The organism is Natronococcus sp. A-GB7, from assembly GCF_029688865.1.
Classification (GTDB): domain Archaea; phylum Halobacteriota; class Halobacteria; order Halobacteriales; family Natrialbaceae; genus Natronococcus.
Genome location: NZ_JARUKV010000023.1, coordinates 38,541 through 53,870 on the forward strand (window position 1 = coordinate 38,541; position 15,330 = coordinate 53,870).

General features: G+C 58.5%; 17 protein-coding genes. 8 read left to right on the plus strand and 9 right to left on the minus strand.

All coding sequences use genetic code 11. The annotated features are described in order from the left end of the window. Window positions 1–67 precede the first annotated feature (67 nt). The 4 genes from QA609_RS18380 (at window position 68) to QA609_RS18395 (ending at window position 3,460) form a co-directional block, all read left to right on the plus strand. Window positions 68–1,297, plus strand: coding sequence for a Zn-dependent hydrolase (locus QA609_RS18380; RefSeq protein ID WP_278304075.1), 1,230 nt, complete (start codon window positions 68–70; stop codon window positions 1,295–1,297). A gap of 211 nt (window positions 1,298–1,508) precedes the next feature. Continuing rightward, complete coding sequence (locus QA609_RS18385) at window positions 1,509–1,976, plus strand: hypothetical protein (protein WP_278304076.1); 468 nt, start codon at window positions 1,509–1,511, stop codon at window positions 1,974–1,976. Between the two features lie 500 nt (window positions 1,977–2,476). Continuing rightward, the gene (locus QA609_RS18390) at window positions 2,477–3,016 is read left to right on the plus strand and encodes a hypothetical protein (protein ID WP_278304077.1); all 540 of its coding nucleotides are present in this window, start codon (window positions 2,477–2,479) and stop codon (window positions 3,014–3,016) included. Window positions 3,017–3,019: 3 nt separating this feature from the next. Beyond that, a complete protein-coding gene (locus tag QA609_RS18395) occupies window positions 3,020–3,460 on the plus strand; it encodes a hypothetical protein (RefSeq protein WP_278304078.1) in 441 nt (146 codons plus the stop codon). A gap of 139 nt (window positions 3,461–3,599) precedes the next feature. Here the strand turns inward: QA609_RS18395 and QA609_RS18400 are convergent, their stop codons facing one another. Continuing rightward, on the minus strand, window positions 3,600–4,238 hold the full coding sequence (locus QA609_RS18400) for a hypothetical protein (RefSeq protein ID WP_278304079.1): 639 nt from the start codon (window positions 4,236–4,238) through the stop codon (window positions 3,600–3,602). A 115-nt stretch (window positions 4,239–4,353) separates the two neighbouring features. Between QA609_RS18400 and QA609_RS18405 the strand changes: the two genes are divergently transcribed. Further along, complete coding sequence (locus tag QA609_RS18405; protein ID WP_278304080.1) at window positions 4,354–5,193, plus strand: hypothetical protein; 840 nt, start codon at window positions 4,354–4,356, stop codon at window positions 5,191–5,193. Window positions 5,194–5,383: 190 nt separating this feature from the next. Here QA609_RS18405 and QA609_RS18410 read toward each other — a convergent pair whose 3' ends face one another. From QA609_RS18410 to QA609_RS18425, 4 genes are all read right to left on the minus strand, one after another. Then, window positions 5,384–6,502: a plastocyanin/azurin family copper-binding protein gene (locus QA609_RS18410; RefSeq protein WP_278304081.1), complete on the minus strand. Its 1,119-nt coding sequence runs from the start codon at window positions 6,500–6,502 to the stop codon at window positions 5,384–5,386. A gap of 7 nt (window positions 6,503–6,509) precedes the next feature. Continuing rightward, window positions 6,510–8,213: a PQQ-binding-like beta-propeller repeat protein gene (locus tag QA609_RS18415; RefSeq protein ID WP_278304082.1), complete on the minus strand. Its 1,704-nt coding sequence runs from the start codon at window positions 8,211–8,213 to the stop codon at window positions 6,510–6,512. 6 nt (window positions 8,214–8,219) lie between these two features. Beyond that, the gene (locus tag QA609_RS18420; RefSeq protein ID WP_278304083.1) at window positions 8,220–9,122 is read right to left on the minus strand and encodes a hypothetical protein; all 903 of its coding nucleotides are present in this window, start codon (window positions 9,120–9,122) and stop codon (window positions 8,220–8,222) included. A gap of 252 nt (window positions 9,123–9,374) precedes the next feature. Further along, entirely contained in the window at window positions 9,375–9,533 is a 159-nt protein-coding gene (locus QA609_RS18425) for a hypothetical protein (protein WP_278304084.1), read from the minus strand. A 108-nt stretch (window positions 9,534–9,641) separates the two neighbouring features. Here QA609_RS18425 and QA609_RS18430 point away from each other — a divergent pair, with 108 nt between their 5' ends. Next, entirely contained in the window at window positions 9,642–10,574 is a 933-nt protein-coding gene (locus tag QA609_RS18430) for an AsnC family transcriptional regulator (protein ID WP_278304085.1), read from the plus strand. A 47-nt stretch (window positions 10,575–10,621) separates the two neighbouring features. On the opposite strand, the gene QA609_RS18435 is transcribed toward QA609_RS18430, so the two are convergent. Next, window positions 10,622–11,104 (minus strand): hypothetical protein, encoded by a 483-nt coding sequence (locus tag QA609_RS18435; RefSeq protein ID WP_278304086.1) that lies wholly within the window; start codon window positions 11,102–11,104, stop codon window positions 10,622–10,624. Continuing rightward, complete coding sequence (locus tag QA609_RS18440) at window positions 11,101–11,760, minus strand: nucleotidyltransferase domain-containing protein (RefSeq protein WP_278304087.1); 660 nt, start codon at window positions 11,758–11,760, stop codon at window positions 11,101–11,103. The genes QA609_RS18435 and QA609_RS18440 overlap by 4 nt, the downstream gene beginning before the upstream one ends. A 124-nt stretch (window positions 11,761–11,884) precedes the next feature. Between QA609_RS18440 and QA609_RS18445 the strand changes: the two genes are divergently transcribed. Next, window positions 11,885–12,691 (plus strand): helix-turn-helix domain-containing protein, encoded by an 807-nt coding sequence (locus QA609_RS18445; RefSeq protein ID WP_278304088.1) that lies wholly within the window; start codon window positions 11,885–11,887, stop codon window positions 12,689–12,691. A gap of 108 nt (window positions 12,692–12,799) precedes the next feature. On the opposite strand, the gene QA609_RS18450 is transcribed toward QA609_RS18445, so the two are convergent. Both QA609_RS18450 and QA609_RS18455 read right to left on the minus strand, forming a co-directional pair. Continuing rightward, a complete protein-coding gene (locus tag QA609_RS18450; protein WP_278304089.1) occupies window positions 12,800–13,306 on the minus strand; it encodes a DNA-binding protein in 507 nt (168 codons plus the stop codon). Beyond that, window positions 13,299–13,874 (minus strand): nucleotidyltransferase domain-containing protein, encoded by a 576-nt coding sequence (locus QA609_RS18455; protein ID WP_278304090.1) that lies wholly within the window; start codon window positions 13,872–13,874, stop codon window positions 13,299–13,301. The genes QA609_RS18450 and QA609_RS18455 overlap by 8 nt, the downstream gene beginning before the upstream one ends. Window positions 13,875–13,959: 85 nt before the next feature. Here QA609_RS18455 and QA609_RS24685 point away from each other — a divergent pair, with 85 nt between their 5' ends. After that, a complete protein-coding gene (locus QA609_RS24685) occupies window positions 13,960–15,147 on the plus strand; it encodes a hypothetical protein (RefSeq protein ID WP_343233810.1) in 1,188 nt (395 codons plus the stop codon). The last annotated feature ends 183 nt before the right edge of the window (window positions 15,148–15,330 follow it).

Here is a 15,330-nt window from a genome sequence, read left to right on the forward strand (position 1 = left end):
TTTGGCATAGCGGATGGTCTGGCCACCGTACGAGGAGCTACTATCCCGCCACGGGGAAACCGAGGGTGTGACGCTCGACATTAACGCCGACAGGTATCGAGAGTCGTTCGAGGCGTACTCGGAGATCGGCGCGACTGCGAACGATGGGTTGCATCGGCTCGCGCTCTCGGAGGCCGATCGGACGGTGCGCGACCGGTTCGTCGACGATCTCGAGGCGCTCGGGCTCGACGTCCGAGTCGACGAGGTTGGCAACGTGTTCGGTCGACGCGACGGAACCGATCCCGACGCCGAGCCGGTCCTGATCGGATCTCACCTCGACTCGCAACCGTACGGCGGCCGGTTCGACGGACAACTCGGCGTGCTCACGGCGCTCGAAACGATGCGAACGCTCGTCGATTCGGACGTCGATCACCGGCGACCGATCGAGATAGTGAACTGGACGAACGAGGAAGGATCGCGGTTCAAACCTGCGCTGATGGGGAGCGGGACGTTCGTCGGCGAGTTCGACGTCGAGGAAACGCTGGCCGCCACGGATGCCGACGGAACGACCGTCGAAGAGGCACTCGAGGAAATCGGCTACCGGGGAACCGAGCCGTGCGAACCTCGCGAGGGAATCCACGCCTATCTCGAACTTCACGTTGAACAGGGTCCCAAGCTAGAGGAACGCGACCGCTCCATCGGAATCGTCGAAGGGATTTTCGGGATGGCGTGGCTCGAGGCCACGATCCGCGGCGAATCCGACCATGCGGGTCCGTCGCCGATGCACGCCCGACAGGACGCACTGGTCGCGGCTACTGACGTCGTCTCGGGAGTACGTCGACTCTCGAATCGCCTCGCCAACGACGTCGTCACGACGGTCGGAGAGTTCGAGGTCTCGCCGGGCTCGATCAACGTGATCCCGGATAAGGTCGAGTTCACCATCGACGTCCGCAGTTACGACGACGACGTGGTAGCCGAACTCGTCGACCGCGTTGACGCGGAGCTTGACGCTGCCTGCGCCCGTGAAGGGACCACGTACGAGCTCGAGGAGCTCTGGCGGATTCCGCATACCGAGTTCGCGGAGTCGGTCCGCGAGGCCGTCCTCAAGAGCGCTCAGGCGAGAGACGCGTCCCACGTCGAGATGGTCGGCGGCGCGGGGCATGACGCCTCGTACCTGAACGACATCACCGATGCGGGGATGATGTTCGTTCCCAGCGTCGACGGAAAAACCCACAACGAGGCCGAGTTCACGGAGTGGGACGACGCGATCGCGGGTGCGCGAGTGTTCGCGGACACGACGCGGCGACTCGCCCGATAGCACGTGAACGATGAAAGCCTCGATCCCTTGTGTCTATTGTAGGTCAAAGTCCGAAGAGACTTCTTCGAGACCTTGGAGCAGTATCTGTATGACATCTAGTGAGCCATCAATCTCTTCGATTGTGGTTCATCCTCTCGGTCAAGCACCAGCTGCTCGAGCCACTGAAGTTGAGCTTGGAATCATAATTCGCTCGAGCAGTTCGGACTGGGGGATGATCTTCAAGGACGGCTGGTGGCGACATACGGACGAGCTAGAGGGGATGATTTACGAGCGGCCGGATGACCGCAACGACGTTCGGATTGAATTTCGTCACCGATTGGGTCGGAATCGTGATCTCGCGGTTGGTAAGCAAACGCTGAGGGTGTACTTCCGAAATATGGGCGCGAACGATCAGGCGTTTATCGATGCGTTCGCGGATTCGTTTGACGAGAACGAGCCTGTGATCGATGATCTGCTTCCCTTGTCTGCGGAGGTTACGGGCAACAAGCGGAATATGATCGAGGCAACGTACGATATCGATGTTGACGCTCACGAGGACTTCTTCGATGCGTACGTTGCTGCGTTGCAGGAAGCGTTCGTTGACCTAGTGGTCGAGAACGAGGAGCTGATTGCGACTATTGACGAACTCTATGATGAGTCGATAGAGCAGGTGTATGGCGTGTCAGCCGGTTCTCGATGAGATGCGACTCGAGGGGTTTTGAGAATCGATACGGCAGTTGGTTGTGCTTAGTTTGTGGAATACTATATTTAATATAGCACTCAGGTCGGAGGGGTGTTTTCACAGACGGTACATAGCTCCTTTTTCCACTCGGAGCAACTTTCGAGCCACAATCTTCGCTTGAGGACCTGTGCTATAGTAACAACTGAAACGAGTTCCACATGCTCACAGACAGCGTCTAGAGACCGGGCCGTTCCGTCCGGCAACCGGGCGTACTCTCGTGAGCGGGTGTGCGACCGCTTTCAGTGGCTACTATAGTTGGTTCTCGAGTTCGGCTACAGAATCTTGATCTCGCTCTCGGCTTGCTCCACAGGTGATGCCGTTTCCCCTGGATAGCCGCAAACACCGAACTCTGGGTTTCTCAGAATCGCTTCAGCTGAAGTCGAAAGTAGCATGGGAATGAGTTCGATATAGAACGAATTGCCTCAACCTATATTAAGACAGGGCACGAAACGTATTGTATGACTCGAGACGAATCGAATTCAGGGAGCCTGATGGAACGCCAGACAACAGGCGAAGACCGGGTTCGGATGGTTGTCCGGCAACTTTCGGAGCCACGGACAGCAAATTGGATCGCTTCCGAAGCGGGCTGGTCACATGAGCCGACTAAACGCGTCCTCGAACGGCTCGTCGACGATAGTATCCTCCACCGTGACGACAGCGGCACCCATACCACGTACTACCCCGATTACCGCCGCCAAGCAATGCAGGAAGCGATGCGGCTGCGAGACAGCGGACACACTGTTGAAGAGCTCACAGATCGTCTCGGCGAAATGAAGGCACAAATTCGGGACTGGAAAGACGAGTTCGACATTGACTCACCGAATCAACTTCGCGGGACGCTTGCCGACGACGCCTTAGATCTCGACGAAGAAGACCGTCGCCGCGAGATCGCACGCGAGTGGGAACATCTCCAGCGACGAATCCAAATCGTGGGATTCGCTATTCGCGAATGGGATTTCCTCGAACCAACGACGGTACCTGCTGAGGCCAGCAGCTAACGGATGTCGGTCCCCCACCCTGGCGGTGACCCGAACGCGAATCTCTACGCGCAGCTGAAACGGGATGTCCTTGACCGTGTCCCACAGATCATGGGAGTTGAGTATGTTCCGGATGATATCGAGGCTAAGCAGTTGCGAGCAATTTTCGATCCGGACCGTCTTCACCCACCAACGGGGCCGGAGTCGCCGGAACTGACCATTAAATGGTATCGACAGGACCCACACGATTGGTTCCGTATCAACTACATTGACCCAAACACGGATTTTCATGCTGGCTGGCACCAAGATGAGGACCATCCCGATCTCGGACGGGCGCATTTCCAGTACTCAATTGCTGATGAAGCGGATCGATGGGGAATTACATTTGACCTCGAGACTCCGTCGTTGATTCTCTGGAAAATCGTCGAAGAACTCCTCGAGGATATTCGTCCAAACTACCAGTAGGCTAAGAATTTCCGTTTGAGGACTTGTGCTAGCTGGTTCTCGAGTTCGGCGGCCTGCAGAATCTTGATCTCATTCTCTGCCTGTTCCTCGAGTAACACTGTCTCGCGTTGCAGGTCGTAGACGACGGGCAGCCAGAAGATTAGAAGAGTTCGTCGAGAGGTCGGTCTGCACCAGCTTCGGTCTCGACGTTTTCGTCCGGTTCAATAGGGGGCGCATCGAAGAGCTGGTCGCCACCGCGTTCTCGGACAGCGAGCGCGTCATCAATAATGGCCTCTGTTTCGTCGTCTATTTCTGGGATTTTGAGGGCTTCACTAACGTCTTCTGGCAGTTCTGGTCGCGGTGCATCCTGATGCCGTTCAATTTTCTCAGTCAGATAGAGATTTTCCTGTAGGGCACGCAGAACCGGGACGTACCGGAGGTAGCTGTACTCATCTAAGAGGTTAATCCCGTAACTGGTGAACCCCCAGAACTCCCGTGGCTCGTTACGCTCGGTCTCATCTCCACGGTATTTGTACTTCGCCATCACCTGCTTCTCTGCAAGCCGGTCAAGATGCTCTCGGATAGTGGAGCGATTCTTGGGCACGAGGTATTCGAGCTCGTCGAGTGTCGCTAGGTACGTTGGATGTCCAAGCACGGCTTGGATGATGTGGTAGCGGGTTTCCTGCGTGAGGAATTGGTGTGCCCGTCGCTGTTTCTCGATCGGCATGATGTTATCACCTCCAAATGGGTCTGTCTTGCCGCCGATCGGATTTCCTGAACCCCCCGTACTATTACTCATACGTGTCTATTCCGTCTCCATTCACGTAACTGTTCGGGACGACCAGGTTGGCAAAAGTGGTACTTTCCCAACTCGCACATGAACGCTTAAGACGAACACTTCTGTAGACAGTAGTATGAGTGGACCACGCGTTCCACGCAATTCATACGCCATCTATCGGGCTGTCAACCGTATTTTTGAAGGAATTAGCTCCCCACCGCAGGGGGACTACCACGAAGTCGTCCGCTATATGAACGAAGAACTCCCCCGGTTCGAGCAAGCCAATAGTAGCTACCTGGTTCTTGGAAGCTACCGCGGCGCGTACGGACGACGCCTTCGAGAGTTCGCTAACTGCCTCAACATGCCAACGAACGCCGAATCGATCGTTCTCGGGGATACGATCAACTTGGACACCGCGGTTGTCCCCGAATTCGACATTAAGATCAACCTCCTTGGTGAGGCAGCAGATTACATTGCTGGTGTCTATGAGAAGGAAAGCGGTGGTGAGAGCCCGGAACTCGGGGTTGTTAGAGCACTCTTCGTGAATAAGACATTCGTGTTCCCGCGCGACTATACTGGCCTTACCCGTGATAGTCTGGAGACACGAGAAGACGTCATCCAGGCTGCTCTGGCGGTATACTACGCTGACTTCGATCATATTGATAATGAGCAGAGAGTTGCCGAGAAAAAGAAAAAGGAAATCGCATCACTGCTGGCAGCCGCGCAAGAGGAAGGCATCGACATCAACGAGCGAGAACTCACCGATCTCATCAAAGAGCGTCAAAACGACATTGATGAGCCGCCCGCCGAATATAGCTGGGTTCATCTGAGCTTCTTCAAACGGTTTGAAGCGATGACTCAGTGCCATCCCTGGACGACGATGACCGAACTGCGAGGTCATGCTGATGAGATGCCGGGGCCAGAACGCCCGCGATGGGAAACTGAATTTGATGTAGGGATGTTCTGCGACGAGTAGCCGCATTCACGGACTACGTACCTTTCTGATCGTGGGAGCGAATGATCAGGCGTTTATCGATATGCTCGCAGATTCGTTCTACAGGCGGAGCAGGCCGAGTGCCTCGGGGCTTGACCCCGAGGCGGTTCACTGGACTCTGAATTACATGTGACGACTCCGCCCGCGAGACGGGAAGCGACGGCGCGACCTATCAGGAGCCGTCGCCGGAGACCGTTATCTCGCCGACAGCCTCGAGCTGAGACTGATCGAGGTAGACCGACATCTCCTCTTTCGCGACGAACTCGACGGTCTGGCTCTCGCCGTCCTCGTCGAGAAACGGCGATCGAACGTGGGTGTTCCACTCGTCGCTGTCGTCGCCCTCCGCGACCACGAAGTTATGGCCTGGAAGCTGTTCCCCCGGTTCCATCTCGCCCTCGTCGAGTCGCCGTCCGATCGCGTTCTCCCACTCGACCGCGTAGGTCTCATCGGCCTCGAGTTCGAGGGTGGGGTTGGTCTCGTCGGCGATCTCCTCGGGTTCGACGCCCCGCCAGGCGTCCTCCTCAAGGACGAGCTCGAACGTTTCGACGGGATCCTCGGTCTCGAGCTGGGACATCGCGACCGTCAGCTCCTCGTCGTCGCCGTCGATCGTTACCTCCTCAGTGACCCGCTCGTGGCCGTACGTCCAGACCTCGAGGGAGTACTCGCCGTCCTCGAGCAGGTCGAACCGGGCGATTCCGATGTCCTCGTCTGGCCCCGGACGGGAGGCGATGTTCGAGAACGTGTGTCGATCGTCGAGGTACACCTCAGCCTCGAACGGGTCGCCGTCCTCGTCCTCGACGAGCACCTCGAGCTCGTGGGTCTCCTCGGGATCGATTAGCTCGACCGGCCCCCGCATCTGTGCCGGGTGCGGATCGCAGTAGTACTCCTCCATTTCCGGCTCCGCGGTGAAGGTGAGCTCCTCGAACTCGCCGGCTTCGTCGGTGAACTCCGTCGCCTCGAGGATGTCACCGTCCTCGTCCTCGATCATGAAGTTGTGGTTCGCGCCGTCACCGTTAATCCAGACGACAGTGTTCTCGACGCCCTCGACCAGCCGCAGGGGCGGTCCGGTCGCCCCGTCGATCTCGTCGGGTTCGAGGCCGATCCAGCCGCTGACGATCCCCTCGAGTATGAAGGTTCGACCCTCGACATCGTTCTGGATCGCCGGGCGCGGTTCGTCGAGCTGTTCGAGGTAACCGGGCGTCGAGCCGGCGACGGCGGCGGTTCCGGCCGCGGCCGTCCCCTTGAGGACGCCCCGTCGCGAAAGTTCGTCGGTAGTGCGTTCCTGTGACATGATGTAATCACTCCTCCATCGAGAACACGGCGAGGGTATCGCCGCGGGGGCCCTGTCGGAGCCAGCCGCTGCCGCCGACCTGTACGGCGACGTACTGCCGCTCCTCGTCGGGGTCGTACCAGCTCATCGGCGATGCGCTGATCGGCACGTCGAACTCGTACTCCCAGAGGCGGTCGCCGCTTTCGCCGTCGTAGGCGACGAACTCGCCGTTCTGGGTGCCATTGAAGACGAGCCCCGTCGAGGTCGACATCGAGCCGCCCCACATGTAGTGGTCGCTCTCGATCTGATCCTGCCAGACAACCTCGCCCGTCGAGGGATCGACCGCGCTGAAGTGGGTGATGTAGCCGTTCCAGTCGTCGGGCATCTCGTCCGCGGGGTCCTCGAGGCCGCCGCCCCAATAGGGCTCGCCCTCGTCGTAGGTCTCATAGCGCCAGTACAGGTCCTGCGGGAAGTTCTGAGCCACGAAGTACGCCAGACCCGTCTCGGGACTGTATGAGGGCGGCTGCCAGTCGTTTCCGCCCGGCGCGCCAGGTACGAACGGCACGTACTCGTCCTCGCTAATGTGGGAGATCATTCCCCACATATTGATGTGTTGGCAGATCTCCTCGCTTCGCTCGTAGAGATATCCCTCGTCAGGATCGAGCATGTACGTCCAGCCGGTCTTGCCCGCTCCGATCACGACGTCGGTTTCTTCGCCGTCGATCTCGATGTCGCGGACGAGGACTCGCGGCGCGGCCGAATCGTAGTCCCAGACGTCGTGGGGGCTCTCCTGGAATCCCCACTGAATCTCGCCGCTCTCGAGATCCATCGTGAGCGTCCCGCAGGTCGGGAAGTTCGGCCCCGGTCTGACAGTGCCGTCGAAGTCGGGACCGGGGTTGCCGATCGGGGTGTAGAGCTGGCCCCGTTCCTCGTCAATCGTCGGCGTCATCCAGCTTGTCCCGCAGCCGTTGTCGCGGCTCGCGCCGATCCACTCGTCCTCGGGGAGCGTGTCGGAGTGCCACACTTCGTCGCCGTTCTCGGCGTCCAGTGCCGCGAGAAAGCCCAGCACGCCGTACTCGCCGCCCGCGCTGCCCGTGTAGACGGTCCCTTCGTAGACCACGGGCGCCCACGTCGCGGAGTAGCCGACCTCGTGGTCCGCGGTCTGGGTGTACCACTCTTCTTCGCCGGTGTACCGATCGAGCGCGACGACGCCCGCGTCGAGCGTCGTCACGTACACCCTGTCGCCGTAGACGGCGGCGCCGCGGTTGTTGTCGTCACAACAGAGGATGACGTCGATCGGCGGGGCGTAGGTGTAGCTCCAGAGAACCTCCCCCTCGCGGGCGTCGATCGCCTTCACGTGGTTGGGGCCGTTGGTCTGGTACATGATCGGCGGATCGCCAGGGACGACGATCGGGGTCCCCTCCATGCTCGACCCGGTGCCGACTGAGAGCTCGTACTCGAGCTCAAGCTCGTCAACGTTGTCGGGGGTGATGACGTCGGCGGTGGTGTTTCGCTGCTGCTCGTAGCCACCACCGTACATCAGCCAGGATTCGGGATTCTCGCTCGTTTCGCTCAGCATCTCCTGGTCGACGTCGAGTTCGGGGATTCGGTCCGTGTCGTGCTGTTCGGTCACTGACTCGTCGGGCAGATTCGTCAGCGTGTAGCCGTCCTCGATCTCGGTGAGTTCGATCTCCCGTGCGGCCTCGACGGCCCTGTCGTTGCGTAGTGCCATTCGTGTTCACCTCAGTTCGCTGGGCGCGCGCATCTCGTCGGTGATGTAGAAGACGTCCCGCATCAGGTCCTCTTGACAGATGATCTGGATCGCGGCGGTACCCATAAATGCCCCCGTCACCGTTTCATCGGCGAACGAACGACTCGTCGCGAGGTCGGCGACGGCGGTCGCCGCCGCGTAGATCGAACCCAGCAGTGCCTTTACGTACCAGACTGCGTCGTCGAGGATTGGCTCCGTGACGAGCGGTTCGTACTGCCAGAGGTGGCGATCGAGGCCGCGGATCCACAGCAACGCCCCTCCCATCGTGCGCTGGTACAGCGGCGGAACGATACTCGTGTCGAACTCGACACCGTCTGGGATCTGGTTGGCCGGCACCCAGCGGGCGAGCCGGTTGTTGTTGGTCGCGACCGCGGCGAGCAGTGCCGTCCGCTCGGTTTCGTCGAAACCGACATCCGCGAGGACATCAGAGAGTTCCTCGGTGCCGACCAGTGCTCGCGTCATCCCCTCGATAGTGTCCGACTCAAACCGCGGCAGCGTCTCGTCGAGGCGCTCGAAAAGGCCGACCTCGAGGAGATGCTCGTAGAGGCGCCATCCGGGTTTGGCGACGGCCGTATAGGGTCCTTCCGGTCCCTTGGGAACTCCACCGTCGCGAACCGTCGGGAGGCGGTCGATCGCGTCCTCGAGGTTCGCGAGGACGTCCGCGACGAGCGCCCCGTCGAGTTCCTCCTCGAGCCCGTCCCGGATCGCCTCCCCCGTCGAGGCGAGGGTCGGATCGGGCTCCGTCTCGATGCGGCCAGCGAGACGATCCCACGTTACCACCTCCGCCCGCTCGACGTCGACCTCGAGCGCGGCAGCCAGGTCGCGTCGCTGTCCGACCGTTACGTACTCATCGATGGGTTGCATTGTCATGGTAACGACCAGCAATATCTGCCACCAATCGAGTAAATAATACTTATCGATGATTTCCGCCACCACAGTCGCTGCCTAAGTTCACAGTTGGGTAGCAAAAAGAAAATTCAGGGCAGGTTACCAGGGTCGGCCACGGGCCGCGGTAGGCGACGGCTACTGCCGGTCGTGAGCCGCGATCCCGACCCCGGCCGTCGGGAGCGAAGCCGTGGCCGCCGGTAGGGTCGGCTCCGCGAGGGGTCGCCCGAGCCGTCCTCACAACAGGAGCGCGATCACCGCGAGGATGATGAAGATCAGCACGATCCACATTGAGACGCCCGCGACGCCGCCGGCACCGACTGCGGTGGCGACGAGACCGTTCGAACTCGAGGTTTCAGACAATTCAGTACCGAATGTAGGTCGGATACGAGCCATACACCGGTTTGTCCGTAAGGAGGAGTGAATGGGTGGACATTAGGCTACGGCTGCATAAGGCGATATTCAGCATCGTCTAGTTTAGCGTATCCAGTGTTAGATTGCTTGATGAGAGTGTCTACGAGTGTCTTTCCGCATTCAAAGTTACTGGTCTACCTCTCGAGGATCTTCGATCAGTCGGTATTCACCGATTGGCTGGTATCGGATTTCGGAGACGATGTCAATCGACTCCGCCCGAAACTCGAGCGATCGCTCGAGACGCCAGCAGCGCTCGCTGAGGACGCTCCCGAATTTGCAGTCCGTGTTTCACTTTCAACAGTCGACCGGACAGCCTATGCAGCAGCTGCGACGCGAATCCTCCAGGCCAAGAACCTGCGACTGACTCGAGAGACTGTTTCGTTGCTTCACGCATTGACCAGTTCGCCGTACGCCGCTGCTCAAGCACCCCAACAATTCGCCGGCAAAGACGATCGCCGAGAGCTTCGACCGGATGAACTCCGCTATGCACTGGGAACGCTCGAGCCTGAGCAGTTGCTCTCTGATCTTCCGCCAGCAGTTGGTCGAATCGTTCGGACACTCCTCACAGCCGAAAGCCGGCTCTCACAACGTGAGCCTGCTGACCGAGCGGACGTCTTAGCACGAACGATCCGAAACTATCGCGATCGTCTCGAGGCGCTCGATCTCATCCGTGTCGGCGAAAACGGGTATCGGCTGGCATTGTCGTTCCAGACTGCCACCGAACGCCGCGATCCCGTTGTTCCGGCTGTCCTTGGGGAGATCGAAACGTTCCTCAATGCAGCTGACGCACTCCTCGAGACGCTGCTCTCACCAGATCGTTACGGTGATCCTGATGATCCGCTTGGGAGTGTACTGTTTTGGCCACCGAACCCGTTACGATTACTCAAGCATTCGACGGCCGGCCTATGGATGCGACTAGCCGCTGTACTCTCAGCGACAAATTGTCCCGAAGACAAGCAAGCAATCAGGATAGGGGTGCTGATCAAACAGCGATCGCTCTCCAACACCGTTCGTTGTCTGTAGTTTGTCCACGACCGATTCGAAAGCGATGCAAAGAGTCCCCTCAAAAATCACTCGCAGATACAGTCTTGTGTCCGAGTCAGTTGAACGATCTCGTTATGGAGCTGTCTGCCAAGTCTGTAGATCATTCGAGCACGGTATTCACCAGCAACACCGGTTCGATAATACGACTCCGACCGATTCTCGAGCCAGAGTGCCTCAAGTCGATCAGCGATATCTTGCGAGAAGAGTCCTGCTTGGACACCCAAGTCGTAGACCTCAGTATGGCGCTGCCCGGCTACGTCGTATCCCTTTTCTTCAACATAGAATTGAATCGAACGCTCGATGGAGACGAAGCAGGCCTCGATGATGACCGTGAAATGGCCGTTTCGATCGAGCAAGAAGCCTGCAGCATCGAGGAGGCGACATGCTTTTCGCAACTGGAGAACCGCTGCATCGGAGACGTGCTCGAGTCCGACCTCAGGATTGGTGGGCTTTCTCTGGAAAGCGTCCTCTGCATCAGCAAGCGCCGTTTCCAGTTCCTTTGAAGTCATTCGTTTTCCCCTCCAAAGAGATCCCGTTTCACCTCATGCAGTATCGCACTCTCTTCGAGGATGATTCCCTTTTGAAAGATCGGCTGGAGATCTTCGCCTCGCCTGCGAGCGCTCTCGGGAGATTCAACGAACACCTCAAATTCGTACCGCTGTCCTTCGATCGGTTCCGACTCGAGTTCTCTCATAATATCAGAAATCGTTCGTCGAGCAGTCACTAGCTCAGTATCATCGTCAACGAGTACAAAAAGATCAATATCACTCACACGATCGGCCTCTCCGCGCGCTACGCTCCCAAAGCAAACAATCCCAGCGACAGATGCGATCGTCTCGTTAGTTCTGTCTATAAATCTCCGAAGCGGTTCTCGGAATTCTTTCTGCGGGATTTCGAGAAACGGGTCATCAACTGCTTGGAGGCGCTGTTCGTTGATTCGATAGAAGGTTTTGTTGCCACTATCGCGTCTAATCACTAGATCCATTGATTCAAGTAACGAAAGAGCCTTCGAAACACTAGGACCGCCGAATCCAGTCATCTCTTGGAGGTCACGGTTTCCAAACTCAGTAGATGGATTCTGAGCGGTGAGCTCAAGGATATCATCCATTGCTTTGTATCTGAAAATCTGTTCCTCTGGTAGCGGTAGCCGCAGTTTGATATCCATTATTATGCCTCATGTAACGCGTTATACTACATATAACGCTTTCCGATCTCAGCAGTAGGAGAGATCTGATCGTAGCCGGAACTCTAGTCATTGGTTCTCTGGCCGTTCGCGTGGAAGACGTGCATTGTGCCCCCGGCTCAAGCACTCGCTTGAGACGCCAACAGCACTCGCTGAGGACGCTCCTGAGTTCGCGGTCCACGTTTCCCTTTCGACGGTCGGCCGGACGGCCTACGCGACGACTGCGGCACGAATTCTCCAAGCCAAGAACCTCCGACCGACTCGAGATATCGTTTCGTTGCTTCACGCATTGACCAGTTCGCCGTACGCCGCTGCTCAAGCACTGCAACAACTCGCCGACGAAGACGAATGCCGAGAGCTTCGACCGGACGAACTCCGCTATGCGCTGGGAACACTCAAGCCTGAGCAGCTACTCTCCGATCTCCCGGCGACAGTTGGCCGAATCGTTCAAACACTTCTCACCGCTGAGAGTCGACTCTCACAACGAGAGCTTGCTGATCGAGCAGACGTCTCGACACGGACGGTCCGGAACTATCGCAACCGACTCGAGGCACTCGATCTCATCCGTGTCGACGAGAGCGGATATCAACTAGCGTTGTCGTTCCAGAGTGCCACTGAGCGACACGATCCCGTTGTTCCGACCGTTCTCGAGGAGAGTCAGACGCTCCTCGACGCAGCTGATGCACTGCTCGGGACGATTCTTCCGCCTGACCGCTACGGTGATCCCGACGACCTGCTTGGAGGTGCGCTGTTTTGGCCACCGAGTCCATCGCGATTACTCGACCATCCAACGGTCGGCTCCTGGATGCGACTAGCAGCTACACTCACAGCGACAAAATTCACCGAGGACAACCGGGCCGTTCAGATGGGCTCTTCGCTCGAGCAGCAGCCACTTTCTCACACGACTCCGTAACAACGAGTCTCGTTCGATCCCCAATCTACTACCGGCGTAGTCGCTCTTGAAAGAAGCCGCGGAGAGGCAGTCTCCACAGTTCCGGAAGTCAGTGTTCCGCTCGCTCGATCACCGGCCGCAGTCACAGACGCCGCCTTCACGGATCTGGTCGGTGACGTGTCGGTGGATTTCGCCAGCCAATCGACGCATCGCTTCGGCCTGCCGTTTCGTTGGATGGCGGCCGCCGTAGTAGCTGTCCGTCCGATTGTTGCCGTACAGGTCCTTGAGTTCACGCGTCAACTCCCGCGTGAAGAGACCGAATCGCGCCGCCTGATCGTAGCAGCGGCCGTGTGAGTCCGTCTGGAAGTCACGCAGCTCGTCACTACCCTCTGCAATGGCGAATGCCTCCAACGACCGCTCGATAATGCCGAAGCACAACTCGACGACGGCAGTGTAGTAGCCATCGCCCTCGATTTCGTCGACGACGGCGACGAGACGGCACCCTTTGGTAAGCTGTGTCTTCCAGTCAGCGTCCGTATCGATTTCCGGTTCTCGTATCGGGACGCCATGGCCCTCTTCGTTGAAGGCATCGACGGCCACGTCGAGCGCCTCCCTGACGGCGTTCGGATCACTCATCGGCATCACCGTGCAGAACCATCTTTCGGACGGTGTCGAACTCGTTAGTTCGATGGATGGCGATGCCGTCACGGAGGATTTCTCGAAGTTCGTCTGCGTAGTTTGGAATGGCTTGCAGGCCCTCGACGTCGATCTCGAAGGCGTAGCGTTCACCGTCGAACGCGTCCTCTTCAAGGGATTGTCTTACGCGGTTCGCCCGCCGCTGGTTGCCCATCCTGTCCTCGCGCACCAACACCCAGAGGTCAATGTCGCTGCGACGGTCAGCCTCACCGCGAGCGACGCTCCCATATAGGACGACGGCGAGGACGCCGTCGAGTTCGTTCAGTAACGCCTCCATCGCCGCCTTCACCGGCGCGTGGAACTCCGACTGCGGGATTTCGAGGTAGGGGTCATCCGGTAGGGTCAGCCGGTCGCGGTTGATTTGCACCATGCGACGCGAACCGTCGCGTTCTTCGACGACGAGGTCGTTGTTGGAGAGGACGTCGACGGTCTTGGTGATTGTCGGCCGCGTGTAGTCGACCGCCTCAGAGATGTTCGTCATCGAGAACGATTCGTCGCGGTGGCGCATTAAAAAGACGAGGATATCGTCTGTGGCACCCCCCTTGAATAATCGATCGTCTTGAAGGGGTAAATCGACCGATATCCGCGACCTATTGATCAGGTTATCGTTCGATCTTGTTTGCATCGTAAAGGGATCCTTTGCACAAATACTTAATCTTTATTATGGTATGGGAGGGGAGTTATTCCACGAGGGCCTCGAGACTGAGACACTCAAACGTCGTGTTGGATCACAGTCCGAATGGATCGACAACCTCGAGGATTTCGTCGAGAAGAACGAGCAGACCCGGACGGATCTCGCAAAGAATGCCAACAAGGCGAAGTCGAAGATCCTCCAAGCCAAGAACTTGCGACCGACTCGAGACATCATCTCACTGCTTCAGGCGTTAACCGGCTCACCGTACACCGCTGCTCGAGCACTACAGCAACTCGCTACCAAAGACGAACGCCGAGAGTTTCGGCCGGACGGGCTCCGCTATGCGCTGGGAACGCTCGAACCCAAGCAGTTGCTCACTGATCACCCACCGACGGTCGGCCGAATCGTTCACACCCTGCTCACCGCTGAGAGCCGGCTCTCACAACGTAAGCTCGCCGACGCGACGGCGATCAATTTCGACAGGATGTACACCCGCGACCTCATCGACCGCGCCGAGATGACCGGCGAGCTCCCGAAAGACGCGGTGAAGCGCACTGACGACGGGAGCAAGCAGGCAAATGGCCAGGACACGTTGGCCGACATCACGCAGGTCCAAAGCGTCGGACAGGAGAACATCAGCCTGCAGCACGCGGCGATCGCCCTCGCGACGAAAAAGAGCGACGCGACGGCCCGCCAGGTGAGCTACCAAGGCAATTTCAACGCGCAGGTCGCCTCCGCTGAGGCGCTGAACGTCTCGGACGGCCACTGCAGTGGGTCCGCGGTGCTCCATGGCACCGACGCGAACGGCGACAAATCCTGGGCGCTGGCCTACGAGAACGGCGATACCGACGAGCAGACGGCCGCCGCCGAGATCGATCAGCTCCAGTTCGTCAGCCAGCTGAACGTCAACGAGCAGTTCACCGCGATCGCCTTCGCCGCCGACTGCGGCAAAGCGACGGCCGAACAGTTGAACTACCAGGCCAATGAGAACGTCCAACGGACCGAGGCGCGCGCGGTCGGCGAGGGCGATGGCGAAGAGAAAGACGGAAAGAAGGAGAAGAAGAACGGCAAAGACAAGAAGAACGAAAAGAAGGACCGAAAAGACGGAAAGGAGAAGAAAGACGAGAAGGAAAAGACAAAGCACTAAGACGTAGACGACCGATCATCGTTCGAACATTTTGAACTCTCCGGGCAGACCGTAATCGTCAATCCGTTTCCTTTCGAACCCTTCTCGAGCGGGAGCTGTGGCGTCCAGCGTTCGCCGTCGCTTGCCGAAATCAACCGCGACAGACCCGGGTAGCTACGTTTGGTACCCCGCTACGTTGAAAAG